This is a genomic window from Pseudomonas sp. NLJ1 (genome assembly GCF_049486705.1).
Taxonomy (GTDB): domain Bacteria; phylum Pseudomonadota; class Gammaproteobacteria; order Pseudomonadales; family Pseudomonadaceae; genus Aquipseudomonas; species Aquipseudomonas inefficax.
In genome coordinates, this window is sequence record NZ_CP137735.1 from 4,551,660 (window position 1) to 4,575,979 (window position 24,320).

Below are 24,320 nucleotides of genomic sequence, written 5' to 3' on the forward strand. Positions count from 1 at the left end.
AACTCCTTCTGCGCCGGTGCCTGGCAAGATCTGCCGGTGGCACCGCTGTGTATCGATCCGCACGGCACGGACCTGGCTGAAAGGTCAGGTTAGACTGCTTTGCGCCACCTGACCCTTTTCTGGACCGGCGGGGCGTGTCGCAGGTTCCGATCTTCCTTTATCATCGCCGCCCTGCCAGCGCCTGTGGTGCGCCAGCCGTAGTGGAGTGAGAGATGAATACCCTGTTCATGCATTGCCGGCCCGGTTTCGAGGGTGAGGTGTGCGCCGAAATCAGCGAACATGCCGCCCGCCTGGGTGTTGCCGGCTATGCCAAAGGCAAGCCGCAAAGTGCCAGTGCCGAGTTTGTCTGTAGCGAGGAGGGCGGTGCCGAGCGCTTGATGGGGGAACTGCGCTTCAACCAGCTGATTTTCCCGCGGCAGTGGGCCCGTGGCGGTTATGTCGAGCTGCCGGAAAGCGACCGTATCAGTGTGCTGTTGGCGCACCTGGCCGACTTCCCGCTGTTCGGCAGCCTGTGGCTGGAAGTGCTGGACAGCAACGAAGGCAAGGAACTGTCCACGTTCTGCCGCAAGTTCGAGGTGCCGCTGCGCAAGGCCCTGGAAAAGGCCGGCCGCCTGGTCGACGACGCCAGCCGCCCACGCCTGCTGCTCACCTTCATCAGCGGTCGCCGCGTATTTGCCGGTGTTGCCCCGGCCAACAACGGTGCGCTGTGGCCCATGGGCATCCCACGCCTGAAGTTCCCCCGCGAGGCGCCCAGCCGCTCGACGCTCAAACTGGAAGAGGCCTGGCACCAGTTCATCCCGCGCGAGCAGTGGGAGCAGCGCCTGGGCGATGACATGACCGGCGTCGACCTGGGTGCGTCGCCGGGTGGCTGGACCTACCAGCTGGTGCGCCGGGGCATGCTGGTGACTGCCATCGACAACGGGCCGATGGCCGAGAGCTTGATGGACACCGGCTTGGTCCAGCACCTGATGGCCGATGGTTTCACCTGGCAACCGAAGCAGCCGGTGGACTGGATGGTGTGCGACATCGTCGAGAAACCGGCGCGTACCACCTCGCTGATCGAGACCTGGCTGGGCGAGGGGTTGTGCCGTGAGGCGGTGGTCAACCTGAAGTTGCCGATGAAGCAGCGCTATGCCGAAGTACGCCGGCTGCTCGAGCGCATGGAGGCGACCTTCAAGGCGCGCAAGATCAAGGTGTCGATTGCTTGCAAGCAGCTGTATCACGACCGTGAGGAAGTGACCTGCCATCTGCGTCGGCTCGATCTGAAACTGCGGTGATTTCGCGGGCTGCTTTGCAGCCCAATCGCCGGCAAGCCAGCCCCCACAGGGATGCAATTGTTTCAGGCTTGCTGCAATCCTGTGGGCACTGGCTTGCCGGCGATTGGGCCGCACAGCGCCCCCTTGGTCCACGCGGTACTATGCGCGACAATAGCGATCATTTGCGGAGTCCCTCATGACCGATTTCACCCCCGACGCCATCCTCGATGCCACCGGCCTGAACTGCCCGGAACCGGTGATGATGCTGCACCAGCACGTGCGCGCCCTGGCCGCTGGCGGCCTGCTCAAGGTCATCGCCACCGATCCCTCGACCCGCCGCGACATCCCCAAGTTCTGCAACTTCCTCGGCCACGAACTGCTGCAGCAGCAGGAAGACGCCGGTACCTTCCTGTACTGGATCCGCAAGAAAGCCGACTGAGCCGCTCTGGAACACGCCCGGCGTTGCGCCTACACTGCGTTCCCCAGACAGGAGAGCGCCATGCTGATAGTTGCAGACGAGAACATCCCGCTGCTCGATGCTTTCTTCCAGGGTTTCGGCGAAATCCGCCGTTACCCCGGCCGAAGCCTCGATGCCGCCAGCGTAAGGGACGCCGACATCCTGCTGGTGCGCTCGGTGAGCAAGGTCGACCGCCAGTTGCTCGAAGGCAGCCGCGTGCGCTTTGTCGGCACCTGCACCATCGGCACCGACCACCTCGACCTGGACTACTTTGCCGAAGCCGGCATCCAATGGAGCAGCGCACCGGGCTGCAATGCCCGCGGTGTGGTCGATTACGTGCTGGGTAGCCTGCTGACTCTGGCCGAGCTGGATGGCGTGGCACTGCCCGAGCGCGTATATGGCGTGGTCGGCGCGGGTGAGGTGGGTGGCCGCCTGGTGCGGGTGCTGCACGGCCTGGGCTGGAAGGTACTGGTATGCGACCCGCTGCGCCAGGCCGCCGAGGGCGGCGACTACGTCAGCCTCGAAACCATCCTGCAACAATGCGATGTGATCAGCCTGCACACCCCCTTGCAGCGTGGCGGCGAGCACCCGACCTGGCATCTGCTGGGCCAGGCGCAGCTGGCACAGTTGCGCCCGGGTGCCTGGCTGGTCAATGCCAGCCGTGGCCCGGTAGTGGACAACGCCGCCCTGCGCGAACTGCTGCTGGACCGCGAAGATGTACATGCAGTGCTGGATGTGTGGGAAGGCGAGCCGCAAGTCGACCTGCAACTGGCCGACCTGTGCACACTGGCTTCGCCGCACATTGCCGGCTACAGCCTCGATGGCCGCCAGCGCGGTACGGCGCAGATCTACCAGGCGCTGTGCCGCTTCCTTGGTGTCGGTGAACAGGTGCAACTGGCCGACCTGCTACCGCGGCCGCCGCTGGCGCAGATCGAGCTGGATGCCAGCACCGACCCGGCCTGGGCCTTGGCCACCTTGTGCCGCGCGGTGTACGACCCACGCCGCGACGATGCAGATTTCCGTCGCAGCCTCAGCGACGACCCGCAGCAACAGCGTGCAGCGTTCGATCAATTGCGCAAGCAGTACCCGCCACGGCGTGAGATCGAAGGGCTGGCGGTGCGCTTGCGCGGGGAATCGCCGCAGTTGGCGCAGCTGGTCAGTGCCTTGGGTGGGGTGTTGGTCTGACAGCCTGTCGAAGCTGTGCCGGCCTCTTCGCGGGTAAACCCGCTCCCACAGGGACCGCACAAGCCTTGAGGTCAACGGGTACCTGTGGGAGCGGGTTTACCCGCGAAAGGGCCAGCACAGGATTCAGGCAAATAAAAACCCGGCGCAAGCGCCGGGTTGCAAGAATTCGCCGATCAACCTTTGCGTACGCGCTCGACCCGGCTTTCTTCCAGGGCCTTGCAGGCCTGCTGGATCATCTGCTCGGTGATCGGTACTTCGCGCCCCTGGGCATCGATGATCGAACCGCACACCTGCGGCGGTGGGGTGGTCCGGGGCTTCTGGTTGTCGCTGCCATGCTGCAAGCTCATGTATTGTCTCCTCATCAGGTTCAAGCGCAGGTTAACCCTGTGCCGTGACTGGCCTGTGACAGTGCCGGCAGGGTCACGGCAGGCACAGTCCAGCAGAAACGGCAGCAAAGCTCCATAGCCTGGTTAGATCGATAGGCTATAGCAACCCGGCAAGGGTTCCATAGGCGTGGATGAGTGATAGGCTGCGGTTTCCCTCTATCGTGGTCAGCGCCATGCCCGAATCGGTTTCCCCGCGTCAACGCCGCGCCTTGCGCCTGGGTTGGCAGTTTGTCCGCCCATACCGTCGGCAGGTGCTGCTGGCCTTGTTGGCCCTGGTAGTCACCGCCGCCATCACCCTGTCCATGGGCCAGGGCATCCGCCTGCTGGTGGACCAGGGCTTCATGACCCGCTCCGCGCATCAGCTCAACCAGACCATCGGCCTGTTCCTGTTGCTGGTGGTGGCCTTGGCGGTGGGTACCTTCAGCCGCTTCTACCTCGTGTCGTGGATCGGCGAGCGCTGCGTGGCCGATATCCGTCGGGCCGTGTTCGACCACCTGATCGGCTTGCATCCTGGTTTTTTCGAAGACAACCGCAGTTCCGAGATCCAGTCGCGGTTGACCGCCGACACCACCTTGTTGCAATCGGTAATTGGCTCTTCGTTGTCGATGTTCCTGCGCAACGCACTGATGGTCATCGGTGGCGTGGTGTTGCTGTTCGTCACCAACCCCAAGCTCACCAGCATCGTGGTGGTGGCTTTGCCGCTGGTACTGGCGCCGATCCTGCTGTTCGGCCGCCGGGTACGCAGCCTGTCGCGGCAGAGCCAGGACCGGGTGGCCGATGTGGGCAGCTATGTGGCCGAGACCCTCGGGCAGATCAAGACCGTGCAGGCCTACAACCACCAGGCGCATGACCGCGAACTGTTCGCCGGCACGGTCGAAGCGGCGTTTGCCGTGGCCCGGCAACGGATTGCCCAGCGTGCCTGGCTTATCACCCTGGTGATCGTGCTGGTACTGGGAGCGGTGGGGGTGATGTTGTGGGTCGGCGGCATGGACGTGATCGCCGGGCGCATTTCCGCAGGCGAACTGGCCGCATTCGTGTTCTACAGCCTGATCGTCGGCAGTGCCTTTGGCACCCTCAGCGAGGTGATCGGCGAGTTGCAGCGGGCGGCGGGCGCGGCCGAGCGCATTGCCGAACTGTTGGCTGCACGCAGTGCGATCCTGCCGCCCGCTGTGGCGCAGGCGCTGCCCCAGCAGCGGGCCAGTGGGCGTATCGAGTTGCAGCAGTTGGTGTTCGCCTATCCGTCACGGCCGTCGGTGGCGGCTGTCGATGGCCTGAGCCTGGTCATCGAGCCGGGGCAGACCGTGGCGCTGGTGGGCCCCTCGGGGGCGGGCAAGTCGACCTTGTTCGATTTGTTGCTGCGTTTCTACGACCCCCAGCAAGGGCGCATCCTGCTCGATGGCCGGGCTATCACCGAACTCGACCCCGAACAACTGCGCCAGCAGTTCGCCCTGGTGGCACAGAACCCCTCGCTGTTTCGCGGCACGGTCGAGGCCAACATCCGTTATGGCAGGCCCGAGGCGACCCTGGCCGAGGTCGAGGCAGCGGCCCGGGGCGCCTATGCCGACGCATTCATCCGGCAGTTGCCGCAGGGCTACCAGACACCGCTGGGCGAGGGTGGCATCGGCCTGTCCGGCGGGCAGCGGCAGCGCCTGGCCATCGCCCGTGCATTGCTGGTCGATGCGCCGATCCTGTTGCTGGATGAAGCCACCAGCGCACTCGACGCACAAAGCGAACACCTGATCCAGCAGGCGCTGCCAAGCCTGATGGCCGGGCGCACCACCCTGGTTATCGCCCATCGCCTGGCTACAGTGCAGCATGCCGACCGTATCGCGGTCATCGACAAGGGCCGGCTGGTGGCAGTGGGGACGCATCGCCAGTTGATCGAAGAGAGCCCGCTGTATGCCCGGCTGGCGGCCTTGCAGTTCACCACGGGGTAGCTTGTAGTGGCGTTGTAACATTTCTGTAGTATTTGCCTGAGAGTATCTAGCTCAACTGTTGCGTAAGTGCTCGACCTGGCTGCCATTGCTTGATGGCAGCCTTTTTTTGGCCTGCCAGCAACCGGGCTGCGTTGCACCCTATTGCCAACTTGCGCGGCCCCCGGTCTTCCTCCTGTTTTCCGAGATCCAAGATGCTGCGTAAATCCCTCAGAGTGCAAATTCTCTCCCTGCTCGGCGGCAGTCTGGTGGCGATGTTGCTGATCGCCCTGGTGTGCTTCCAGTTTCTCTCTTCCAGCGTGCGCGGCTACGCCGAGCTGGTTGACGGGCCGCTGCGGGCCTCGCAATTGATCGACGAAGCCAACCTGCAGTTCAAGATCCAGGTGCAGGAGTGGAAGAACGTGCTGTTGCGCGGGCGCCAGCCGGCTGACATGGACAAGTACTGGCAGCAGTTCCAGGCTCGCGAGCAGCAGGTGCAGCAACTGCTCGGGCAATTGATCGATAGCAGCGACGCCAGGCTTGAAGCGCCGCTGCAGCAACTGCGTGATAGCCACCGACAGCTGGGCCAGGCCTATGCGCAGGGGCGCCAGGCATTCCTGGCGGCAGGCGGCGATCCGGTGGCTGGCGACCAGGCGGTAAAGGGTGTGGACCGCGCTGCCAGCGAGCAGATGAGCGAACTGGTCGAGCAACTGCGTGCCGAAGCCCGACAGCATGCCGCCAGCCTCAGTGCTGGCGCCGAACGCACGGTATGGCTGGGCCTGCTGGTGATGCTGGCTTCAGCCGTGTTGGTGGGGCTGTTCAGCCTGTGGCTGGTCAACCGCAGCCTGATCGAGCCGATCCGCCAGTTGATCGAGTATGTCGCGCAGCTTAGCCAGGGCCGCTTTGCCGCCCGGGTAGACAGCCGCCGCGAGGACGAACTGGGCCGCCTGGCGCGGGCCGCCAACACCCTGCGCGACTTTCTCGCCGACACGGTAGGCCGGCTGCAGGACAACGCCCAGGAACTGGAAGGCGCCAGCGGCCAGTTGCGCAGCATTGCCGGTGACATGGCCCGTGGTACCCACGACCAGTTCCAGCGCACCGACCAGGTGGCCACGGCCATGCACGAGATGTCCGCCACTGCCCAGGAAGTCGCCCGCCACGCCGCCGAGGCCGCTCGCGCGGCGGACGATGCCGACCACAGTGCCCAGGCGGGCGAGCAGGTGATGCAGCAGACCATCGACATCATCGGCGTGGTCAACCGCGAAATTGCCGGCACGGCGGCGGTGATTCGCGATCTGGAGCATGACAGCACACGCATTGGCAAAGTCCTCGAAGTGATCCGTGGCATTGCCGAGCAGACCAACCTGCTGGCGCTCAACGCGGCCATCGAAGCGGCCCGTGCCGGCGAGGCCGGGCGTGGTTTTGCCGTCGTTGCCGATGAGGTGCGCAGCCTGGCCCAGCGCACGGCGGCGTCGATCGCCGAAATCCACCAGATCATCGAAGCGGTGCAGTCGGGGGCGGTGGAGGCGGTCAAGGCCATCGAAAGCGGCCAGCAGCGCAGTGAGGAAGGTGCCGAGCAGGTGCAGCAGGCCGGGCAGATGCTGCAGCGCATCACCCTGGCGGTGGAGGCGATCCGCGACATGAATCGGCAGATCGCCACGGCGGCAGAAGAACAGACCAGCGTGGCGGAGGACATCTCGCGCAACCTGATCGAAATCACCCGCATCGCCACGGCCAATCAGCAGGCGGTGCAGCATACCGAACAGGCGGGGCAGCGCCTGCATGGGCTGTCGGGGCAGTTGGGCGAAGTCACCTCCCGCCTCACCGCCTGACGCCTCCACATGCCTGACGCGGTCCCTGTAGGAGCGGCCTTGTGTCGCGATGGGCTGCAAAGCAGCCCCCTTCGATATCAACATTTTTGCGAAATACTGGGGCTGCTTTGCAGCCCATCGCGACACAAGGCCGCTCCTACAAGGGCTGCGCAAGGCGGGGAAATCCGCCATTTCATTGCAATGCATCCGGCCCTCTGGCGGATTTTCGCCATCCTCCCAGTCATCTGTCCCCTGTATTCACTGCTCCAGACCCAGTTGGCACGTTCCCTGCTCAAGGCGCCGCGCGTGTACACAACAACTGGATAACATCAATGAAGAAATTCCTGCTGACGTTCCTCTGCCTGGGCGTCATCGGCTGCTCCAAACCCGCGGAGCCGGAAAAGACCGTCGACGTGTTGCTGATTGGTGGTGGCATCATGAGTGCCAGCCTGGGCACCTACCTCACCGAACTGGAGCCTTCCTGGAAGGTCGACGTCTACGAACGCCTGGATCAGGTAGCCGAAGAAAGCTCCAACGCCTGGAACAACGCCGGTACCGGCCACTCCGCGTTCTGTGAGCTGAACTACACCAGCGTCGGCAAGGACGGTAGCATCGACATCAGCAAAGCCGTGGGGGTCAACGAGCAGTTCGAGGTTTCCAAGCAGTTCTGGGCCTATCAGGTCGAACAGGGCGTGCTGAGCAACCCGAAGTCGTTCATCAACAACGTGCCGCACATGAGCTTTGTGTGGGGTGATGACAACGTCGCCTTCCTGCACAAGCGCGTCGACGCCCTGCAGCACAGCTCGCTGTTCCGCGGCATGGAAATTTCCGAAGACCATGAGCAGATCCGCAAATGGGCACCGCTGGTGATGGAAGGCCGTGACCCGGACCAGAAAATCGCCGCCACGCGCATGGCCATCGGTACGGACGTGAACTTCGGCGAAATCACCCGCCAGTTGTTCGCTGCGATGAGCCGCAACCCCAATGTGTCGCTTAACCTGCGTCATGAGGTGCGCGACATCGTGCGCAACGATGACGGCACCTGGCATGTGCGGGTGGCTGACCTGGCCAACGGCGGCGAGGAAAAGGCCGTCAACGCCCGCTTCGTGTTCATCGGTGCCGGTGGTGGCGCGCTGAAGCTGCTGCAGAAGTCGGGCATCCCCGAAGCCGAAGGCTATGCCGGCTTCCCGGTCGGTGGCCAGTTCCTGATGACCGACAACCCCGACCTGGTCGCCCGCCACCAGGCCAAACTGTACGGCAAGGCCTCGGTCGGTGCACCGCCGATGTCGGTACCACACCTGGACACGCGGATGATCGATGGCAAGCAGGTGCTGCTGTTCGGCCCGTTCGCGACCTTCTCCACCAAGTACCTCAAGCACGGCTCGCTACTGGATATGTTCGCCTCGCTGAACAGCCACAATGTGCTGCCGATGGTCAATGCCGGTATCGACAACATCGACCTCAGCACCTACCTGATGGGGCAGTTGATGCTCAGTTTCGATGACCGCATGAACGCGCTGCGCGAGTATTTCCCCAACGCCAAGAACGAGGACTGGAAGCTGCTGCAGGCCGGCCAGCGGGTGCAGGTGATCAAGAAGGACCCGGTACTGGGCGGTGTGCTGCAGTTCGGTACTGAAGTAGTGGCGGCACAGGACGGCAGCATCGCTGCGTTGCTGGGCGCCTCGCCGGGCGCCTCGACTGCGGCGCCGATCATGCTGACCGTGCTGGAAAAGACCTTCAAGGACCGTATCCAGTCGCCAGCCTGGCAGGCCAGGCTCAAGGAAATCGTGCCGAGCTATGGGCAGAAGCTGAACAACAACCTGGCGCTGACCAACCAGACCCGGGCATGGAGCAGCGAGCGCCTGCAGTTGCTGTATGTGCCGGTGGAGGCCGAGCAAGCGTTATGACCGGTTGACGCAGCCCTTTGTAGGAGCGGCCTTGTGTCGCGAGAGGGCTGCGAAGCAGCCCCGGCGATATGTGCAGCGATGCCGGGATCTGGGGCCGCTTTGCGGCCCATCGCGACACAAGGCCGCTCCTACAGGGACTTTTCAATGCGCAACAAAAAGCCCGCACAAGGCGGGCTTTTTGATGAGGATCTGGTCGGAGAGACAGGATTCGAACCTGCGGCCTTCTCGTCCCGAACGAGACGCGCTACCTGGCTGCGCTACACTCCGATGAAAGAAATCCTACTGCATACTTTTTTTGCACGCAAGCCCTTGTTGTTGAAAGGGCCTTTGCAAAAAACAGGCTGCGATCAGAGCTCTTTCACGGTGCGGATCTGGTCCTTGTTCAGGCGCGTGCGCTTGCCGTCCAGCTGCTCGAATTCGTAGAAGCCCGAGTCTTCGTCGAACTTCGGTGTGTCGGTGGCCTGGATTTCGCGACCGTCGTTCAGGGTAATGACGGTTGGCGATGCGCAGCCAGCGAGGGCGCCCAGGCCCAAGGCGAGCAGGAAGGCGGGTAGGGTCCGTTGAATCATCGTGTTTCTCCAGTGCGATGGTGCTAGATGACATTAAGACGCAGGGCGTCCACGCAAGTTCCGTCTACAGTGCAGCATAGCGGCAAAACCGTGGCATTGATCGAGGGCAAGGGCCATGGGCGTCACGCTGTGATGGGCGTGCGCTGTGTTATAACTGCCGCCATCCCATCCTGTTGTGACGGACCCCCATGAAAGCCAAGGCAGATACCCCCTTCGTGCCGCTGAACATCGCCGTGCTCACGGTCAGCGACACACGTACCTTCGACACCGATACCTCCGGCCAGCTGTTCGTCGACCGGCTGAGTGCAGCTGGCCATCGCTTGGCCGAGCGTGTGCTGCTCAAAGACGACCTGTACAAGATTCGCGCCCAGGTCGCCACCTGGATTGCCGATGACAGCGTGCAGGTGGTGCTGATCACCGGCGGCACCGGCTTTACCGGTCGCGACAGTACGCCCGAGGCCGTGGCCTGCCTGCTGGACAAGCAGGTAGAAGGTTTTGGCGAACTGTTCCGGCAGATTTCCGTGGCCGACATCGGCACCTCCACCGTGCAGTCGCGCGCCCTGGCCGGGCTGGCCAACGGTACCCTGGTGTGCTGCCTGCCGGGTTCGACCAACGCGGTGCGCACTGGTTGGGACGGTATCCTCGCCGAGCAGCTGGATGCCCGCCATCGCCCGTGCAACTTCGTGCCGCACCTGAAGCAGGCAGCGGCCTGCGACAGCCGTGGCTGAGGTGCGCCAGGCCCGGCCGCTGATGCCGGTGGAACAGGCCCTGGAGCAGCTGCTGGCGTTGGCCGAGGCGGCACCGATCCGCGATGCCGAGAACCTGCCGCTGGCCGAGGCGGAGGGCCGAGTGCTGGCCACCGACCTGGTGGCCTCGCTCGACCTGCCGCCTTGGCCGAACAGCGCCATGGATGGTTATGCCTTGCGCCTGGCCGACTGGCAGGGCGAACCACTGCCGGTCAGCCAGCGGATTTTTGCCGGCCATGCGCCGCAGCCGCTGCAACCGGGCACCTGTGCGCGCATCTTCACCGGGGCACCGCTGCCCGAAGGTGCCGACTGCGTCGAGATGCAGGAAAACACCGAAGTGACGGAGGATGGCCGGGTACGTTTTCTCGAAGCGCTGAAGACCGGGCAGAACATTCGTCCCCAAGGCCAGGAAACCCGCAAGGGCGAACAGGTGATGAGCGCCGGCACCCGGCTGGGGCCGATCGAGCTGGGCCTGGCTGCGACCTTGGGCCACGGCCGCCTGGATGTGGTGCGCAAGGTGCGGGTAGCGGTGCTGTCCACCGGTGACGAACTGGTCGAACCCGGCCTGCCGCTGGGGCCGGGGCAGATCTACAACAGCAACCGTCGGCTGCTGGTAAGCTGGTTGCAGCGGCTGGGCTGCGAGGTGGTCGATGCGGGCATCCTGCCGGATGACCTGGCACGCACCCGCACCTGCCTGGCCGAACTGGGCGATGTCGACCTGATCCTGTCCACCGGCGGTGTCTCGGTAGGCGAGGCCGACTACCTCGGCGCCGCCCTGCGCGAAGCTGGCGAACTGGCCTTGTGGAAGCTGGCGATCAAACCGGGCAAGCCGCTGACCTTCGGCCACTTCCAGGGTGTGCCGGTAATCGGCCTGCCGGGTAACCCGGCCTCGACCCTGGTCACCTTCGGCCTGCTGACACGACCCTACCTGTTGCGGCGCCAGGGCGTGACCGATGTCACGCCGTTGCGCTTCGACATGCCGGCCGGCTTTGACTGGCCCAAGCCCGGCACGCGCCGCGAGTACTTGCGCGCCCGCGTCGAACAAGGGCAGGTGCGCATCTACAAGAACCAGAGTTCTGGCGTGCTGCGCAGTGCGGCCTGGGCCGATGGGCTGGTCGAAGTTCGTGAAGGCAGTACGCCGAAGCAGGGTGACAGCGTGCCGTTCATCCCGTTCAGCGAACTGCTTGGCTGAGCGGGTCAGTCAGGCACTGGCCAGCGGCACGGCCGCGACTGGTGCCGCCTGAGCCAGGCGCATGTGCACGTTCTCCAGCTGCTGGGCGGCCACGCTCCAGTCGTGGCGCTGGCGGGCGAACTGGCGCCCGGCATCGCTCAACTGGCTCATGCGCCAGGGCTGGTTGAGCAACTGCGTGATCAGCAGGGCCAGCTGGTCGCCATCCTCACTGCCCAGGTAGTGCTCACCGTTGTTCGCAGCCAGGCCTGAAACACCTTTGCCGGTGGTGATCACCGGCAAACCGGCGGCCATCGCTTCGAGGATTTTCACCTTGGAGCCACCGGCATAGCGCAGCGGTGCGAAGAACAGTGCCGAACGCCGCTGCAGCTCACGCAGGTCTGGGCGGTAGCCGAACCATTCGATGCGCGGGTCGCTCCAGTGCAGTTTCCAGCTGGCCGGCATGGCATGCCCGGCAATCGCCAGGCGCACTGCCGGGTTGCTCATCCAGACCTGCGGCATGATGTCTTCCAGCGCCCATTCGATGGCCTCCAGGTTGGCGCCATACTCGAAGTTGCCAACGAACAGCAGGCGCTGGCTGTGTAGCGCAGGTTGCACGTGCTGGTAGAAATCACAGTCCACGCCATTGACCACCACGTTCACCGGGCGCCCGCTGATCTGCGCGATCAGCTCGGCATCGTGGGCGCTGACCGCCACCAGTTCGCTGGGTTGGCGCAATACTCGCTGCTCCCAGCGTCGATAGCGCCAGCGGTCGAAGGCGTTGAGCGGGCGCAGCCACAGCGGCAGGCGATCGTGGCTGGCGCTACCCATCACCGATTCCAGGGTGTGCTCGCTGAGCATGTATGGCAGTCCGCGTGCCTGCAGGGCCTTTTCGAAGGGCTGGAAACTGTAGCTGTGCTCGATCTGGATCACATCCCAGGGCTCGTCCAGCAATTGCTCGAAGCGGTGCCGCAGGCAAGGAGCCAGGCCATTGATGATTGCCCGCATAGGGTAGGCGATGATCGGCGAGGCCAGCAGATTGAGCGGGCTGTGCAGAGGGCGGCGGGGGATTACGATCAGGCGTTCGAGCAGCGGTTCCAGGGCATCGCGGGCGGCATCGCCGAGGGGCATCTTCGATTGCACCAGCAGGGTAATCCGGTGGCCCCGCTGGGCCAGTGCGCGTATCAGGTGGTATTGCCGGGTCTTGCTGCCGCTGGTGGTCGGCCAGGGCAGATATGGCAGTGTCCAGAGAATGCGCATGACCCGAAATCCTCGCTAAAGGCTGCGGATAGCAAGACGCGCCCGATGGCGGCAGTGGTGAAACCACTGCCGGGGCGCGTCCATGGCAAGAAAACGTATCTGCTGAGCATAGCTGTCCATTGCCAGGCGTGTGGGAATTGACCGGCCTACGCAATTAAATACTGGGAGCGGCCTAATGCCAGTCAGTTAAGGTTTCTACAGGCTTTACTGGGGCTGCTTTGCAGCCCATCGCCGGCAAGCCAGCTCCCACCCCGACCGCATAGACCTCAAGCATTGTGCAGTACCTGTGGGAGCTGGCTTGCCGGCGATGGGCCGCAAAGCGGCCCCGAATTGCTTAACTGACAGGAACTGGGGAGCGGCCTGCTATTTTTTTGGGCGCATGCAACGATCCGCAATTGCAAAGGGTCGAGATCTGGGTTGATCACTTCACGGAGGCGCACACATGCAAGGGCGCAAGGCAATGCTGATCCTGCACGGCAAGCAGGCCATGAACGAAGACTTGCGCAGTGCCGTGCATGGCTTGCGCGACAGCGGCTGGGTGCTGGATGTGCGGGTCACCTGGGAGGCCGGTGATGCCCAGCGCCTGGTCACCGAGGCGCTGGCCGCCGGTTATGGCCATATCGTCGCCGGAGGCGGGGATGGCACGCTGCGTGATGTCGCCGAGGCCATGGGGCTGGCCGGTACCGAGGCCAGCCTGGCGTTGTTGCCGCTGGGCACGGCCAACGATTTTGCCAAGGCCGCCGGCATACCCCTGGAGCCTGCCACGGCCCTGGCCTTGCTCAACATACCCGCAAAGCCGATAGACCTGGGCCAGGCCGGCGACCAGTTGTTCCTCAACATGGCCACCGGCGGTTTTGGCAGCCAGGTCACGGCCAATACCTCCGAAGACCTGAAGAAAGTGCTGGGCGGGGCCGCCTATCTGTTCACCGGGCTGTCGCGCTTCAGCGAACTGCAGGCAGCCTCGGTGGAGCTGCAAGGGCCGGGCTTCGAATGGCAGGGTGACCTGCTGGCGCTGGGGATCGGCAATGGCCGCCAGGCCGGGGGTGGGCAGGTGCTATGCCCCGAAGCCCTGGTGGACGACGGCTTGCTCGACATCGCCATCCTGCCGGCACCACAGGAGATGGTTGGGGCGCTGCGTGAGCTGTTGGCCGGTAACGGTCTGTTCGTCAGGGCCCGGTTGCCCTGGGTCGATATCAAGTGCTCGCAGGGGCTGGACATCAACCTCGATGGCGAGCCGGTGCAGGCCGACACGTTGCGCTTCCAGGCCAGGCGCGCCGCATTGCACTTGCACCTGCCAGACGGGTCGCCGTTGCTCAGTCGTCCAGGCTGATGATTTTCTCGCGCACGGCGAACAGCACCAGGCCGGCTACGTCATGGATCTGCAGGCGTTTCATGACTTGCGAGCGGTGGGTTTCCACTGTCTTGATCGACAAGCCCAGGCCGGTGGCGATTTCCCGGGTGGACTTGCCGCGCACGATCAGGCGCAGGATTTCCAGCTGCCGCGCCGTGAGGTTATGCCGCTCGCCAGCGGGTTGCTTGCCCTGCCTGTTGTGCTGCAGCGCCTGGTTGATGACCGTATGGGCGATGGCTGGGCTGAGGTAGCGCTCGCCGTTGCGCACCGCCGCCAGGGCCTGCTCCAGTTCAGTGGCGCTGGTGTCCTTGAGCAAGTAGCCGTGGGCGCCGCTTTCCAGGGCGCGCATGATCAGGTCCGGGTCGGTGTGCATCGACAGGATCAGCACTTTGCAGGTGCTGCCGCTGGCGCGCAGTTGGGTGAGGGCGTCCAGGCCGCTGGTCGAGCGCATGGAGATGTCCAGCAAGACGATGTCCGGCGTCAACGTGTGCACCTGTTCGAGCAACTGGCTGCCGTCGTCGGCTTCACCGATCACGTCATAACCGGGGATGTCGCAGACCAGCGCGCGCACACCGGCGCGGATCAGCGAGTGGTCGTCTACCAGCAGCAGTTTACAGGTCATGGGTAGCAGTACTCCTGGCGCGTTGCTGGGTGCGCGGTGGCCATGGGAACATCGCCTCGATGTGCGTGCCCAGGCCGAGCTGGCTGGTGATGTCCAGGCTGCCCCGTAACGCGGTTACCCGCTCCTGCATGCCGGCCAGGCCCCGTTGACCTGCTTCGGCCGGTTGCCTGGCGGGCACGAAACCGCGGCCATCGTCGTGGATCGACAACGCCAACCCCTCGGGGGTGCGCTGCAGGCGGACTACCAGGTTGCGTGCCTGGGCGTGACGCAGCATGTTGGTCACGGCTTCCTGGGTAATGCGGAACACCGCCATGGCCACGGCCTCGTCGATGCCCCCCAGGCGCTGGTTGCACGCCAGGCTCCAGTGCACGCCGCTGTTGCCCAGGGTGCGCACCAGGTGTGCGCGCAGGCTGGCTTCCAGGCCCAGGCTGGCCAACTGCCGCGGGTTGAGGAGGGCGGAAACATCGCGCACGTTGCCCAACGTGTCATCCAGCGTGCTGCGCAGGGTGTCGCAGTGGCCTTGAAGCTCATCGGGCATGCGCTTTTGCAGCCACTGCAGTTGCAGCTTGGCGGCGGTGAGCAGCTGGCCGATGTCGTCGTGCAGTTCCCGGCTCAGGTGCTGGCGCTCGTCCTCCTGGACTTTGAGCATGCGCTCGGCCAGTTCCGCCGGGCGCAGGCTGATCGACCTGGCGCCCAGGGCCAGGTGCACGGCTGCGCCCAGCGTGGCGGCGAGCTGCAGCACCAGCAGGCTGGCCGGAATCGCCTGGTCGGCCAGGTACAGCATCAGGTTGGCGACCAGCGAGGCCACGCACAGCCCGACCGTCGCCCAGCGCAGCAGGGTGGCGCGGAAGCAGCACCGCAAGGAAGTCTTCAAGTGTGGAAACATAGGTAGAGGAGCCACTGAAGTATTGCTGATGGAGGCCTTGCACTATCCATGTCAGAGGCTTTGTAGCAGTACTTGCTATTTACTTTCGAGCACGTGATCTTGCCACCTTGTTGCAGGGTGCAAGCGTTTGTGGGGGCGCATATTACCACTTCGCAGTGCATTGGTCGCGGTCGGGAAACGCCATGAAACGCTTGCGGGGCGGGCGCTGAAGGGTAGCAATGTGCCACTCGGCTTGATCACGCAACAGGCACTTGCCATGCAACTTGCGCGCTGTTGATTCAACTTGGCCCATGGCAACCTGGAAAACTTCTGGAACTTTCCAAGTTCGACCAGAGTGGGCTTGAATAAACGTGCCCGGCTGCATCTTGCGCCAGTTCAATAGGTGGTGGATGAGCGGCCGGAGTGCGTGCTGCCTGCCGTCTCGGAATGCGGGTGGATGCACACGCTGCCTTGCTCCTTGCAGGACGTGCAGGGTTGTGCGAACGGTTGCTGCACGGCCTTGGCCAGTTCACCTAGCAGCACCAGCTGTTCGCCGATGTCCAGGTTGAGCCGCCCGGTGCAAGGGTCGACCAGTTCCAGCTGCCAGGCCAGCAAGGTCAGGCAGGCCTCTACCGCAGGCAGGGCTTCGCGCTGCAGGCAACCGCCCTGGCAGGCCGGTGCCAGCAGCTGCTGCAGGGCGGTCGTGTAGTGGGCCACTTCGCGCAGGCCCAGGTGTGCGGCCTGTCGAGCGAGGTTGTCGAGGGCATTGTCCAGGCAGTGGCAAGCATCCGGGTCGTTGTCGATCAGTTCCAGGTGCTGCAGGCATTCCTGGGCCTGGGTCAGCAGGACCTGGGCATCCAGCAGGAACCCCTGCAGGGCGGTATCGAACGACAAGGCGCTGTCCATCATGATGCACCCGCGCGTGGGGCAGGCGCAGGGGACGGGCACGCCAAAACGATAGCTAACAAAAGCCTGACTCCATTCATGCAATGAGAATGGCGTCACATTAATGGCTAAAGGATATCGCGAACATCAGGTTGCGCCCGATTGTGGCTAAGGGTTTCCCTGATAAGGGGCTCAGGTGGGGAACTTTTACCGTTCCGCTCAATAACCTGCGCTTCTCGCAGTAAAGCATGATGGTAAAGTGATATCAATTACCTTCCCGGCATTTTCCCGAAGGGGTCAAGGTGTGGGTGAAGCCGCCGATACAGGGTAGATGATTTCACTTTTTCCGACTCAAGCCTGGGGGCTTTCCAATGGCTGGCATTCTCGACACGGTAGACCAACGTACGCAACTGGTGGGTGAGAACCGCCTGGAAATCCTGATGTTTCGCCTGGCCGGCCGCCAGCTGTTCGCGATCAACGTGTTCAAGGTGCAGGAAGTGCTGCAACTGCCCAAGCTGACCCTGATGCCCCAGCGCCACGCTTTCGTCTGCGGCGTGGTCAACCTGCGCGGCCAGACCCTGCCGGTGATCGACCTGTCCCAGGCGATCGGCATGCGCCCGCTGCAGCCGGGGCCGGACAGCACCATCATCGTCACCGAGTACAACCGCTCGGTGCAGGCCTTTCTGGTGGGCGGTGTCGACCGCATCGTCAACATGAACTGGGAAGCGATCATGCCGCCGCCGTCCAGCGCCGGGCGCCAGCACTACCTGACGGCCATCACCAAGGTCGACGACAAGCTGGTGGAAGTGATCGATGTGGAGAAGGTGCTGGCCGAGATCGTGCCGTATAACGCCCGGGTTTCCGGTGACAAGCTCGCCGACCCGGTGCTGGCCCGGGCTCGCGGCCGCGAAGTGCTGCTGGTGGACGACTCCAGCGTGGCCCTTGCGCAATTGCGCGACACCCTGTCCCAGCTGGGCGTGAAGCTGCACGTGGCCAGTGATGGCTTGAAGGCGCTGCGCATGCTCAAGGGCTGGGCCGACGCTGGCGAGAACGTGTGCGAGAAGCTGCTGATGGTGTTCACGGACGCCGAGATGCCGGAAATGGACGGCTACCGGTTGACCACCGAGATCCGTGGCGATGCCCGTCTGCGCCAGCTGTACGTGGTGTTGCACACCTCGCTGTCGGGTAGTTTCAACGAATCGATGGTGAAGAAGGTGGGCTGCGACAACTTCCTGTCCAAGTTCCAGCCCGATCGCCTGGTCGAAGTGGTCAAGCAACGCCTGTTGCTGGATGCCGCTACCGCGTGATCCCGGCCCCCTGCTGGGTATAAGCTTGGCGTTTTGGCATGACGCGAGGCGGCAGGGATGTTTCTCAGTGAGCTGTATCGGTACCCGGTGAAGTCGGGGCAGGCGCAACGCCTGCAGGCTTCACCGGTGGGGTTGCTGGGGTTGCAGGGCGACCGGCGCTGGATGGTGGTGGAGGAAGAGAACGGACGCTTCCTTACCCAGCGCGCCTGGCCTCAGCTGGGCCAGATCAAGGCAAGCGATGATGACAGCGGCCAGTTGCTGTTGGAAGCTCCTGGGCAGGCACCGTTGCGAGTGCCTGTGCCACCTGCCGATGACGCCCTGCGTGGTGTGACCATCTGGCGCGATACCTTGCGAGTGCCGGATGCGGGCGATGCGGCGGCGGTCTGGCTGAGCCAGTTGCTGGGCAAGGCCGTGCGCCTGGTCCATTGCCCGGAGCAGCGTGCGCGTTATCTGCCTAATGGCTATGGCTTCAACAGTGACCGGGCGGCGTTTCCGGACGGTTTTCCACTGTTGCTGATCGGCCAGGGTTCGCTGGATGAACTCGACCGGCGTGTCGGCCGGCCCATGGAAATGCTGCGTTTTCGGCCCAACCTGGTCGTGCAGGGGGGTGAGCCGTTTGCAGAAGACGGCTGGAAGCGGATTCGTATCGGCAGCCTGGAGTTTCGCGTGCTCAAGCCCAGTGTGCGCTGCATCTTCACCACTATCGACCCGGCTTCCGGCGAGCGCAGCGAGGACCGTGAGCCGATGGCCACGCTCAGGACCTTCCGCGAAAGGGAAGGGGATGTGCTGTTCGGGCAGAACCTGGCGGTGGATGGCAGCGGGTGGTTGGAGGTAGGGATGCAGGTCGAAATCCTGGAGTAGCTGTGTTGCCTGGGTCGGCCTCTTCGCGGGTAAACCCGCTCCCACAGGTACTGCACCGCATTCAGGACCGGTGAAATATCTGTGGGAGCGGGTTTACCCGCGAAAAGGCCGGCACAGGCTCAGCGACGATCACATGTCATCGAAGTACCGCTCATGCCAATCCACCAGCGGCTGCGGCGAGTTCAGCTTCTGCCCGTAGATCACCGAATACGACAGCACGTTCTGCACGTACTGGCGCGTTTCATCGAACGGGATCGACTCCACCCACACATCGAAGCTCAGGTGCTTGGCGCCTTTGAGCCACTGTCGCACCCGCCCGGGCCCGGCGTTGTAGGCTGCCGAGGCGAGCACCCGGTTGCCGTTGAACTGGCTGTGCACCTGGCTCAGGTAGGCAGCGCCCAGCTGGATGTTCTTGTCCGGGTTGAGCACCTGCGCCGGTGATGCCAGCGGGATGCTGAACTTGCGCGCGGTTTCCTTGGCCGTGGCCGGCATCAACTGCATCAGGCCGCTGGCACCTACCGGGGAGCGGGCATCCTCCATGAATGCGCTTTCCTGGCGGGTAATGGCGAATACCCAGCTCGAATGCAGGCCGCGGACCTTGGCCTCGCGCACCAGCGTGTCGCGGTGGGCCATCGGGAAGCGAATGTCCAGGTCGTCCCAGTACTGCGCCTGGCTGATGGTGCGAATGGCCGGGAAGTACCAGCGCAGGTCGTAGCCCAGGCGTGCCTGGGCGACCATTTCGTCGCGGCTGAAGTGGCGGCTGACGTGGTACCACTCGCGGCGGCCTTCGACGATCTGGCCGCGGGCGTGGAACTCCAGGGCACGGCGAATGCCTGGGGTGTTGCGTACCTTGTTGACCAATTGTGGGCTGAGCACCAGCGGCTTGTTGTTCAGCTGGTAAGGGGTTTGTGCCCGGTCGGCGGCGAGGAAGCCGTAGAAGTCACGCTCGCGCGCCACGGTCTTGTACAGCAGCGGGACCTGTGGATTGTTCGGCTGCGCCAGCTCCAGGCTGCGCGCCTGCCAGTACTTCCAGCGGCTGCTGCTGGCCAGGTCCTGGGGCAGGCGGCGGGTCAGCTCGTAGGCGTCTTCCCAGCGGCCCAGGCGCAGCAGCAGGCGCAGGCGCCATTCGCTGACGGTGTTGTCACGCAGTTCGGGGTCGTAGCGGGTCATCAGGTCGAGCGCGCGCGGGTCGTAGCGGCGCGCCAGGGTCAGGCCGATTTCGCGGGCGATGGCTACCTTCTCGTCACGGGAAAAGTGCATGCGCTGGGCGTAGTCGTCGAGCAGCGCCATGGCCCGCTCAGGGTCCTGCCGGGCCAGGCGGCGCAGGCCGAGGCTGACCACGTCGGACATGGCTTCGTTGACCGGGGTGAAGCGCGACGGCTGGTTGAGCAGCTCGGGTTTCTGCGCTACATCGACCAGCAGGCGCCCCTGCGGGGCGAGGGTGGTCAGGGTCTTGACCAGGTTGTTGGCCAGGCCGTAGTTGCGCGCCTGGGTCGCCAGCTTGGTGCGTTGCCAGCGCTTGGCCTCGGTCAGCTGGCCCTCGGCCGCCCACATGCCGAACAGCGTGTCGCAGGTGGCCGGCTGCGACTTGCCGACGTTCCACAGTTTGTCGGCCGTGGCAAAGCCCTCGGCGCGCAGGCCGTGGCTGAGCTGATACTGGCCGTTGAGGCAGTCCAGTTCGGTGAAGTTGAGCTTGGGGTCGTAGTACTTGACGAAGGTGTTCCATTCGCCGCGTTCGGCCAGCCAGCGCAACCAGCGCAGTTTCATCCAGTTGGCCTGGGGCAGGTCGCCATGCTTGGCGAGGAAGCCTTCGATTTCCTGGTTGCTGGCGGTTTTCAGGCGGGCGGTGAGTTCGTCATAGGCCAGATAGGGCGTCAGCGGGTAGTCGCTGAGGGCCTGGGCATAGCGCAGGTAGGGGCCTTTGTCGCCCTTGGCCAGTGCACGCTTGGCCTCGTCATAGTACTGACGTTGCAGGGTAAGGTCGGCGGCCTGCGCGGCGCAGGTGGCAGCGCTGAGCAGCAGGCAGGAAGCAATTTGTAACAGGCGGCTGCGCATGATACGTCCGGGCAGTTGAACCATGGGGAAGTGACGGCGGAGCCAGCACTGATGGAAGCTATTGCCTTAGCTTAGCTGTTTGCCGGCGGCGGGTGAAAGCACTGTGCTTGTATCCGGATATTAAGTTCGACCGGATGTCGCAAAGCCCTCGCCGGCTGGTCAGGCGGATGCCGTCGCAGGCCAAGTCAGGTAGAATGCGCGCCCGATTTATGGAGACCAACATGACCCTGCTCAAATTCAGCGATGTGTCCCTCGCATTCGGTGCCATGCCGCTGCTGGACCACGTGTCCTGGCAGATCGCTCGTGGCGAGCGGGTGTGCATCATCGGCCGCAACGGCACCGGCAAGTCGAGCATGCTGCGCCTGGTCAAGGGCGAGCAGAAAGGCGACGACGGCGAAATCTGGCGTGCCCCGGGCCTGAAGATCGGCGAGCTGCCGCAGGAGCTGCCGGTGGCCGACGAGCGCACTGTGTTCGACGTGGTGGCCGCAGGCCTGGATGGCGTGGGCGAGTTGCTGGCGCAGTTCCATCACCTGAGCCTGAACATCCAGGGCGATGAAGACCTGGAAAAACTCATGCATGTCCAGCACGAGCTGGAAGCCCGTGACGGCTGGCGCCTGCAGCAAGTGGTGGAAAGCACCCTCAGCCGCCTGCAGCTGCCGGCCGACAAGACCCTGGCCGAACTGTCCGGTGGCTGGCGCCGCCGCGTGCTGCTGGCCCAGGCGCTGGTGTCGGAGCCCGACCTGCTGCTGCTCGACGAGCCGACCAACCACCTGGACATCGGTGCCATCGCCTGGCTCGAAGAGGCCCTGCGCAGCTTCAACGGCGCCGTGCTGTTCATCACCCACGACCGTTCCTTCCTGCAGAACCTGGCCACCCGCATCCTGGAGCTGGACCGCGGCGGGCTGATCGACTGGAACGGCGACTACGCCAGCTTCCTGGTGCACAAGGAGGCTGCGCTGGCCGCCGAGGAAACCGCCAACGCGCTGTTCGACAAGCGCCTGGCCCAGGAAGAGGTGTGGATCCGTCAGGGCATCAAGGCCCGCCGTACCCGCAACGAAGGCCGCGTGCGTGCGCTCAAGGCGCTGCGCGTGGAGCGCAGCGAACGCCGCGAGCGCCAGGGCAAGGCCAACATCCAGATCGAGGCGGCGGAAAAGTCCGGCAAGCAGGTAATGGTGCTGGAAAACGTCAGCTTCCATCACCCTGAGGGGCCGGTGCTGGTCAAGGACTTCTCCATGGTCCTGCAGCGTGAGGACCGCATCGGCCTGCTGGGCGCCAACGGCACTGGCAAGACCACCCTGCTCAAGCTGATGCTCGGCGACCTGGAGCCGACCACCGGCAAGGTCGAGCGCGGCACCAAGCTGGAAGTGGCCTATTTCGACCAGATGCGCCACCAGCTCGAGCTGGAAAAGACCGTGATCGACAACCTGGCCGAAGGCCGCGATTTCATCGAGATCGACGGCCAGAACCGCCATGTGCTGAGTTACCTGGGCGACTTCCTGTTCAGCCCCCAGCGCGCCCGTACGCCGGTGAAGGCGCTGTCGGGTGGCGAGCGCGCGCGGCTGCTGCTGGCCAAGCTGTTCAGCAAGCCGGCCAACCTGTTGGTGCTCGACGAACCGACCAACGACCTGGATGTGGAAACCCTCGAGCTGCTCGAGGAAGTGCTGTCCAACTACAAGGGCACCGTGCTGATCGTCAGCCACGACCGGGCGTTCCTCGACAACGTCGTCACCAGCACCCTGGTGTTCGAAGGCGAGGGCAAGGTGCGTGAGTACGTCGGTGGTTACGAGGACTGGATTCGCCAGGGCGGTTCGCCGAAGCTGCTGGGCGTGACCGAGAGCAAGGGCGGCAAGTCTGCGCTCAACAGCGCGGTGGTGGAGAAGGTCGAGGCCAAGCCGGCGCCAGTGGCTGCTCCGGTGGCCGAAGAAGCATCGAAGAAGAAGCTCAGCTACAAGCTGCAGCGTGAGCTGGAGATGCTGCCAGGGCAGATCGACGCGCTGGAACAGCGCATGGCCGAGGCCCAGGAAGAAGTGAATGCGGCGGGCTTCTATCAGCGGCCGATTGCAGAAACTTCGGCGGTGCTGGCGAAGATCGAGAAGCTGCAGGCGGAGCTGGATGTGCTGGTTGAGCGCTGGGCCGAGCTGGAAGGCTGACCGGCGTTAGCCTGACCCGGCCTCTTCGCGGGTGAACCCGCTCCCACAGGTCCTCCACAGATTTTCAGGTCTGTGCGGTCCCTGTGGGAGCGGGTTTACCCGCGAAAGGGCCGATACAGGTCAAATCATTCTTTTTTCTGCAGCCTTACCGCCAGCACATCGCACGGCGCACCATGCAGCACGTCATTGGCCGTGGAACCCAGCAGCAATGCCAGGCCGTGACGGCCATGGCTGCCGACCACGATCAGGTCGCACTTCTGGTCCTTGGCCAGTTGGTGGATTTCCTGGCGCGGCTGGCCATAGGTCAGGTGCGAGTCGCCGCGGTGGATGTCCGGGTATTTGTTGAACAGCCGGTCCATGCGCTCCTTGGCCTGGTCGAACTGCTGCTGTTGCAGCTGCGACAGGTCCATTGGCACATCACCACCGAATGCCATGGCCATCGGCTCGACGATGTGTACCAGCGAAACCTTGGCATTCGACGGTGCAGCCAGCGCCATGGCACGCTTGATCACCGGGTCGCATTCTTCGGTCAGGTCGACGGCGACCAGAAGATGTTCGTAGGACATGAGCGGAACTCCTGACAATCGCGATAGAAGAAGTATGGTCGCTTTCGGGCGGGTCTTCCGTGAAAAATGGCTAACCAGCTCATTTGCAACGTTTTATGGGAACTACAGATATGACGGTATTGCTGGTGGTGTCAATCCTCGCGCTGATTCTCAGCCCGCTTTCCTGGCTGCGCACCTCGCGCAAGCAGAGCGAGCAGATGAAGCTGCGCCTTGAGGCTCGGCGCATGGGCCTGGCCATGCAGCTGGCGCCGCAGCAGTGGCCGCACTGGCTGGAAAAGGAGCCGCCAAGCCCGTGCCCGCAGTACCACCGGGCACGCCGCCGCGGGCACGAGGACTGCTTCAGCTTCTGGCAGATCACCCCGGGGGTTTGGTGGAACCAGTGGCGTGAGCCCTGCGAGGATCCGCGCTTCATGGAGCCCCTGTCGCGCTTGCCGGCGAGCGTCTACAAGGTCGAGGCCGATGCCCGGATGATCGCGCTGTACTGGACCGAGCGGGGGGATACGGCTGTGTTGCAGGATGTTGCCTACGTCCTTGAAACCCTGGCCTGATTGATGCTTTTACGCGGTCCCTGTGGGAGCGGGTTCACCCGCGAAGAAGACGACTCGGTGTATGGCACCGGCTTTGCCGGTGTTCGCGGGTAAACCCGCTCCCACAGGGCCGCTATGCCCCTCCGTCAGCCTTTTCTCTATAGGTAAGCCCAAACGACAAAGCGGCGGCTTGGCCGATCCCCTGAAGGGGTGGGGTGCCAAGTCGCCGCTTTGCGTTCTGCTGCGCAGAAAAGGCCAGGCAGGCCGGGTATGCATCAAGCAACTGCCAGTGTAGCCGTTCGAGGTCGCCGCGCAAGGCAATCGCCGACATGAATGGCCGGCAATCACTGTCATCATGTTTCGTACCAGAACGCTACAAAATGACCGGAAAGTCGTGTTTTCACCTTGCTCGCGAGCATTTGACAACGCCGATCTTTTCGGAGAATGTGTGCACACCCAAATCAAACGGGCGT

At 64.0% G+C, this 24,320-nt stretch carries 21 protein-coding genes, 1 tRNA gene and 1 pseudogene; 14 read left to right on the top strand and 9 right to left on the bottom strand.

Translation table 11 applies throughout. The annotated features are described in order from the left end of the window. Positions 1–212: 212 nt before the first annotated feature. From rlmM to pdxB, 3 genes are all read left to right on the top strand, one after another. Positions 213–1,277, top strand: coding sequence for a 23S rRNA (cytidine(2498)-2'-O)-methyltransferase RlmM (rlmM, locus tag R9B85_RS20605; RefSeq protein ID WP_423770529.1), 1,065 nt, complete (start codon positions 213–215; stop codon positions 1,275–1,277). A gap of 175 nt (positions 1,278–1,452) precedes the next feature. Next, a complete protein-coding gene (gene tusA / locus R9B85_RS20610) occupies positions 1,453–1,695 on the top strand; it encodes a sulfurtransferase TusA (protein WP_112252118.1) in 243 nt (80 codons plus the stop codon). A gap of 60 nt (positions 1,696–1,755) precedes the next feature. Continuing rightward, the gene (gene pdxB / locus R9B85_RS20615; RefSeq protein ID WP_207878710.1) at positions 1,756–2,898 is read left to right on the top strand and encodes a 4-phosphoerythronate dehydrogenase PdxB; all 1,143 of its coding nucleotides are present in this window, start codon (positions 1,756–1,758) and stop codon (positions 2,896–2,898) included. A 173-nt stretch (positions 2,899–3,071) separates the two neighbouring features. Here pdxB and R9B85_RS20620 read toward each other — a convergent pair whose 3' ends face one another. Further along, positions 3,072–3,245, bottom strand: coding sequence for a PA1571 family protein (locus R9B85_RS20620; protein WP_166674232.1), 174 nt, complete (start codon positions 3,243–3,245; stop codon positions 3,072–3,074). A gap of 212 nt (positions 3,246–3,457) precedes the next feature. On the opposite strand from R9B85_RS20620, the gene R9B85_RS20625 reads away from it, so the two are divergent. The 4 genes and pseudogenes from R9B85_RS20625 to mqo all read left to right on the top strand — a co-directional run bounded on the left by R9B85_RS20625 (position 3,458) and on the right by mqo (position 8,915). After that, the gene (locus tag R9B85_RS20625) at positions 3,458–5,221 is read left to right on the top strand and encodes an ABC transporter transmembrane domain-containing protein (RefSeq protein ID WP_112252169.1); all 1,764 of its coding nucleotides are present in this window, start codon (positions 3,458–3,460) and stop codon (positions 5,219–5,221) included. A gap of 764 nt (positions 5,222–5,985) precedes the next feature. Further along, positions 5,986–6,096, top strand: a pseudogene (locus R9B85_RS20630) (hypothetical protein); the annotation flags it as partial. Between the two features lie 228 nt (positions 6,097–6,324). Further along, the gene (locus tag R9B85_RS20635) at positions 6,325–7,029 is read left to right on the top strand and encodes a methyl-accepting chemotaxis protein (protein WP_372239047.1); all 705 of its coding nucleotides are present in this window, start codon (positions 6,325–6,327) and stop codon (positions 7,027–7,029) included. A gap of 311 nt (positions 7,030–7,340) precedes the next feature. Beyond that, positions 7,341–8,915, top strand: coding sequence for a malate dehydrogenase (quinone) (mqo, locus tag R9B85_RS20640; RefSeq protein WP_207878708.1), 1,575 nt, complete (start codon positions 7,341–7,343; stop codon positions 8,913–8,915). 190 nt (positions 8,916–9,105) lie between these two features. Here mqo and R9B85_RS20645 read toward each other — a convergent pair. After that, a tRNA-Pro gene (locus tag R9B85_RS20645) sits at positions 9,106–9,182 on the bottom strand. 80 nt (positions 9,183–9,262) lie between these two features. After that, positions 9,263–9,484, bottom strand: a complete 222-nt coding sequence (locus R9B85_RS20650) for a YgdI/YgdR family lipoprotein (RefSeq protein ID WP_025338312.1) — start codon at positions 9,482–9,484, stop codon at positions 9,263–9,265. A 188-nt stretch (positions 9,485–9,672) separates the two neighbouring features. Here R9B85_RS20650 and moaB point away from each other — a divergent pair, with 188 nt between their 5' ends. Both moaB and glp read left to right on the top strand, forming a co-directional pair. Further along, positions 9,673–10,212: a molybdenum cofactor biosynthesis protein B gene (gene moaB, locus R9B85_RS20655; protein WP_025338313.1), complete on the top strand. Its 540-nt coding sequence runs from the start codon at positions 9,673–9,675 to the stop codon at positions 10,210–10,212. Positions 10,213–10,234: 22 nt separating this feature from the next. Then, positions 10,235–11,422 (top strand): gephyrin-like molybdotransferase Glp, encoded by a 1,188-nt coding sequence (gene glp, locus R9B85_RS20660; RefSeq protein WP_112252170.1) that lies wholly within the window; start codon positions 10,235–10,237, stop codon positions 11,420–11,422. 9 nt (positions 11,423–11,431) lie between these two features. Here glp and R9B85_RS20665 read toward each other — a convergent pair whose 3' ends face one another. Beyond that, positions 11,432–12,658, bottom strand: a complete 1,227-nt coding sequence (locus R9B85_RS20665) for a glycosyltransferase family 4 protein (RefSeq protein ID WP_112252122.1) — start codon at positions 12,656–12,658, stop codon at positions 11,432–11,434. Between the two features lie 442 nt (positions 12,659–13,100). Here R9B85_RS20665 and yegS point away from each other — a divergent pair, with 442 nt between their 5' ends. Continuing rightward, positions 13,101–13,988, top strand: coding sequence for a lipid kinase YegS (gene yegS, locus R9B85_RS20670; RefSeq protein ID WP_252379100.1), 888 nt, complete (start codon positions 13,101–13,103; stop codon positions 13,986–13,988). Here yegS and R9B85_RS20675 read toward each other — a convergent pair. The 3 genes from R9B85_RS20675 to R9B85_RS20685 all read right to left on the bottom strand — a co-directional run bounded on the left by R9B85_RS20675 (position 13,972) and on the right by R9B85_RS20685 (position 16,402). Continuing rightward, entirely contained in the window at positions 13,972–14,631 is a 660-nt protein-coding gene (locus R9B85_RS20675; RefSeq protein WP_207878707.1) for a response regulator, read from the bottom strand. The two genes, yegS and R9B85_RS20675, sit on opposite strands and share 17 nt — an antisense overlap. Further along, positions 14,621–15,517 (bottom strand): sensor histidine kinase, encoded by an 897-nt coding sequence (locus R9B85_RS20680; RefSeq protein WP_112252125.1) that lies wholly within the window; start codon positions 15,515–15,517, stop codon positions 14,621–14,623. The genes R9B85_RS20675 and R9B85_RS20680 overlap by 11 nt, the downstream gene beginning before the upstream one ends. A gap of 375 nt (positions 15,518–15,892) precedes the next feature. Continuing rightward, the gene (locus R9B85_RS20685; protein ID WP_112252126.1) at positions 15,893–16,402 is read right to left on the bottom strand and encodes a histidine kinase; all 510 of its coding nucleotides are present in this window, start codon (positions 16,400–16,402) and stop codon (positions 15,893–15,895) included. A 350-nt stretch (positions 16,403–16,752) separates the two neighbouring features. On the opposite strand from R9B85_RS20685, the gene R9B85_RS20690 reads away from it, so the two are divergent. Together R9B85_RS20690 and R9B85_RS20695 are read left to right on the top strand one after the other, a co-directional pair. Further along, positions 16,753–17,688: a chemotaxis protein CheV gene (locus tag R9B85_RS20690; RefSeq protein ID WP_112252127.1), complete on the top strand. Its 936-nt coding sequence runs from the start codon at positions 16,753–16,755 to the stop codon at positions 17,686–17,688. Positions 17,689–17,745: 57 nt separating this feature from the next. Continuing rightward, positions 17,746–18,549, top strand: a complete 804-nt coding sequence (locus R9B85_RS20695) for an MOSC domain-containing protein (protein WP_112252128.1) — start codon at positions 17,746–17,748, stop codon at positions 18,547–18,549. Between the two features lie 129 nt (positions 18,550–18,678). Here the strand turns inward: R9B85_RS20695 and R9B85_RS20700 are convergent, their stop codons facing one another. After that, positions 18,679–20,604 carry a transglycosylase SLT domain-containing protein gene (locus tag R9B85_RS20700; RefSeq protein WP_112252129.1) on the bottom strand — a complete coding sequence of 642 codons (1,926 nt, stop codon included), beginning with the start codon at positions 20,602–20,604 and terminating at the stop codon, positions 18,679–18,681. Positions 20,605–20,825: 221 nt separating this feature from the next. On the opposite strand from R9B85_RS20700, the gene R9B85_RS20705 reads away from it, so the two are divergent. Then, positions 20,826–22,754, top strand: coding sequence for an ATP-binding cassette domain-containing protein (locus R9B85_RS20705; RefSeq protein WP_215521156.1), 1,929 nt, complete (start codon positions 20,826–20,828; stop codon positions 22,752–22,754). Between the two features lie 125 nt (positions 22,755–22,879). Here the strand turns inward: R9B85_RS20705 and R9B85_RS20710 are convergent, their stop codons facing one another. Further along, a complete protein-coding gene (locus R9B85_RS20710) occupies positions 22,880–23,320 on the bottom strand; it encodes a universal stress protein (RefSeq protein WP_013971709.1) in 441 nt (146 codons plus the stop codon). 110 nt (positions 23,321–23,430) lie between these two features. On the opposite strand from R9B85_RS20710, the gene R9B85_RS20715 reads away from it, so the two are divergent. After that, positions 23,431–23,868, top strand: a complete 438-nt coding sequence (locus R9B85_RS20715; RefSeq protein ID WP_112252131.1) for a hypothetical protein — start codon at positions 23,431–23,433, stop codon at positions 23,866–23,868. Positions 23,869–24,320 lie beyond the last annotated feature (452 nt).

Excerpts from the sequence above, each read along its gene's own strand:
- rlmM (WP_423770529.1), top strand. The coding sequence starts at position 213 with ATGAATACCCTGTTCATGCATTGCCGGCCCGGTTTCGAGGGTGAGGTG.
- tusA (WP_112252118.1), top strand. The coding sequence starts at position 1,453 with ATGACCGATTTCACCCCCGACGCCATCCTCGATGCCACCGGCCTGAAC.
- pdxB (WP_207878710.1), top strand. The coding sequence starts at position 1,756 with ATGCTGATAGTTGCAGACGAGAACATCCCGCTGCTCGATGCTTTCTTC.
- R9B85_RS20620 (WP_166674232.1), bottom strand. The coding sequence starts at position 3,245 with ATGAGCTTGCAGCATGGCAGCGACAACCAGAAGCCCCGGACCACCCCA.
- R9B85_RS20625 (WP_112252169.1), top strand. The coding sequence starts at position 3,458 with ATGCCCGAATCGGTTTCCCCGCGTCAACGCCGCGCCTTGCGCCTGGGT.
- R9B85_RS20635 (WP_372239047.1), top strand. The coding sequence starts at position 6,325 with ATGTCCGCCACTGCCCAGGAAGTCGCCCGCCACGCCGCCGAGGCCGCT.
- mqo (WP_207878708.1), top strand. The coding sequence starts at position 7,341 with ATGAAGAAATTCCTGCTGACGTTCCTCTGCCTGGGCGTCATCGGCTGC.
- R9B85_RS20650 (WP_025338312.1), bottom strand. The coding sequence starts at position 9,484 with ATGATTCAACGGACCCTACCCGCCTTCCTGCTCGCCTTGGGCCTGGGC.
- moaB (WP_025338313.1), top strand. The coding sequence starts at position 9,673 with ATGAAAGCCAAGGCAGATACCCCCTTCGTGCCGCTGAACATCGCCGTG.
- glp (WP_112252170.1), top strand. The coding sequence starts at position 10,235 with ATGCCGGTGGAACAGGCCCTGGAGCAGCTGCTGGCGTTGGCCGAGGCG.
- R9B85_RS20665 (WP_112252122.1), bottom strand. The coding sequence starts at position 12,658 with ATGCGCATTCTCTGGACACTGCCATATCTGCCCTGGCCGACCACCAGC.
- yegS (WP_252379100.1), top strand. The coding sequence starts at position 13,101 with ATGCAAGGGCGCAAGGCAATGCTGATCCTGCACGGCAAGCAGGCCATG.
- R9B85_RS20675 (WP_207878707.1), bottom strand. The coding sequence starts at position 14,631 with ATGACCTGTAAACTGCTGCTGGTAGACGACCACTCGCTGATCCGCGCC.
- R9B85_RS20680 (WP_112252125.1), bottom strand. The coding sequence starts at position 15,517 with ATGTTTCCACACTTGAAGACTTCCTTGCGGTGCTGCTTCCGCGCCACC.
- R9B85_RS20685 (WP_112252126.1), bottom strand. The coding sequence starts at position 16,402 with ATGGACAGCGCCTTGTCGTTCGATACCGCCCTGCAGGGGTTCCTGCTG.
- R9B85_RS20690 (WP_112252127.1), top strand. The coding sequence starts at position 16,753 with ATGGCTGGCATTCTCGACACGGTAGACCAACGTACGCAACTGGTGGGT.
- R9B85_RS20695 (WP_112252128.1), top strand. The coding sequence starts at position 17,746 with ATGTTTCTCAGTGAGCTGTATCGGTACCCGGTGAAGTCGGGGCAGGCG.
- R9B85_RS20700 (WP_112252129.1), bottom strand. The coding sequence starts at position 20,604 with ATGCGCAGCCGCCTGTTACAAATTGCTTCCTGCCTGCTGCTCAGCGCT.
- R9B85_RS20705 (WP_215521156.1), top strand. The coding sequence starts at position 20,826 with ATGACCCTGCTCAAATTCAGCGATGTGTCCCTCGCATTCGGTGCCATG.
- R9B85_RS20710 (WP_013971709.1), bottom strand. The coding sequence starts at position 23,320 with ATGTCCTACGAACATCTTCTGGTCGCCGTCGACCTGACCGAAGAATGC.
- R9B85_RS20715 (WP_112252131.1), top strand. The coding sequence starts at position 23,431 with ATGACGGTATTGCTGGTGGTGTCAATCCTCGCGCTGATTCTCAGCCCG.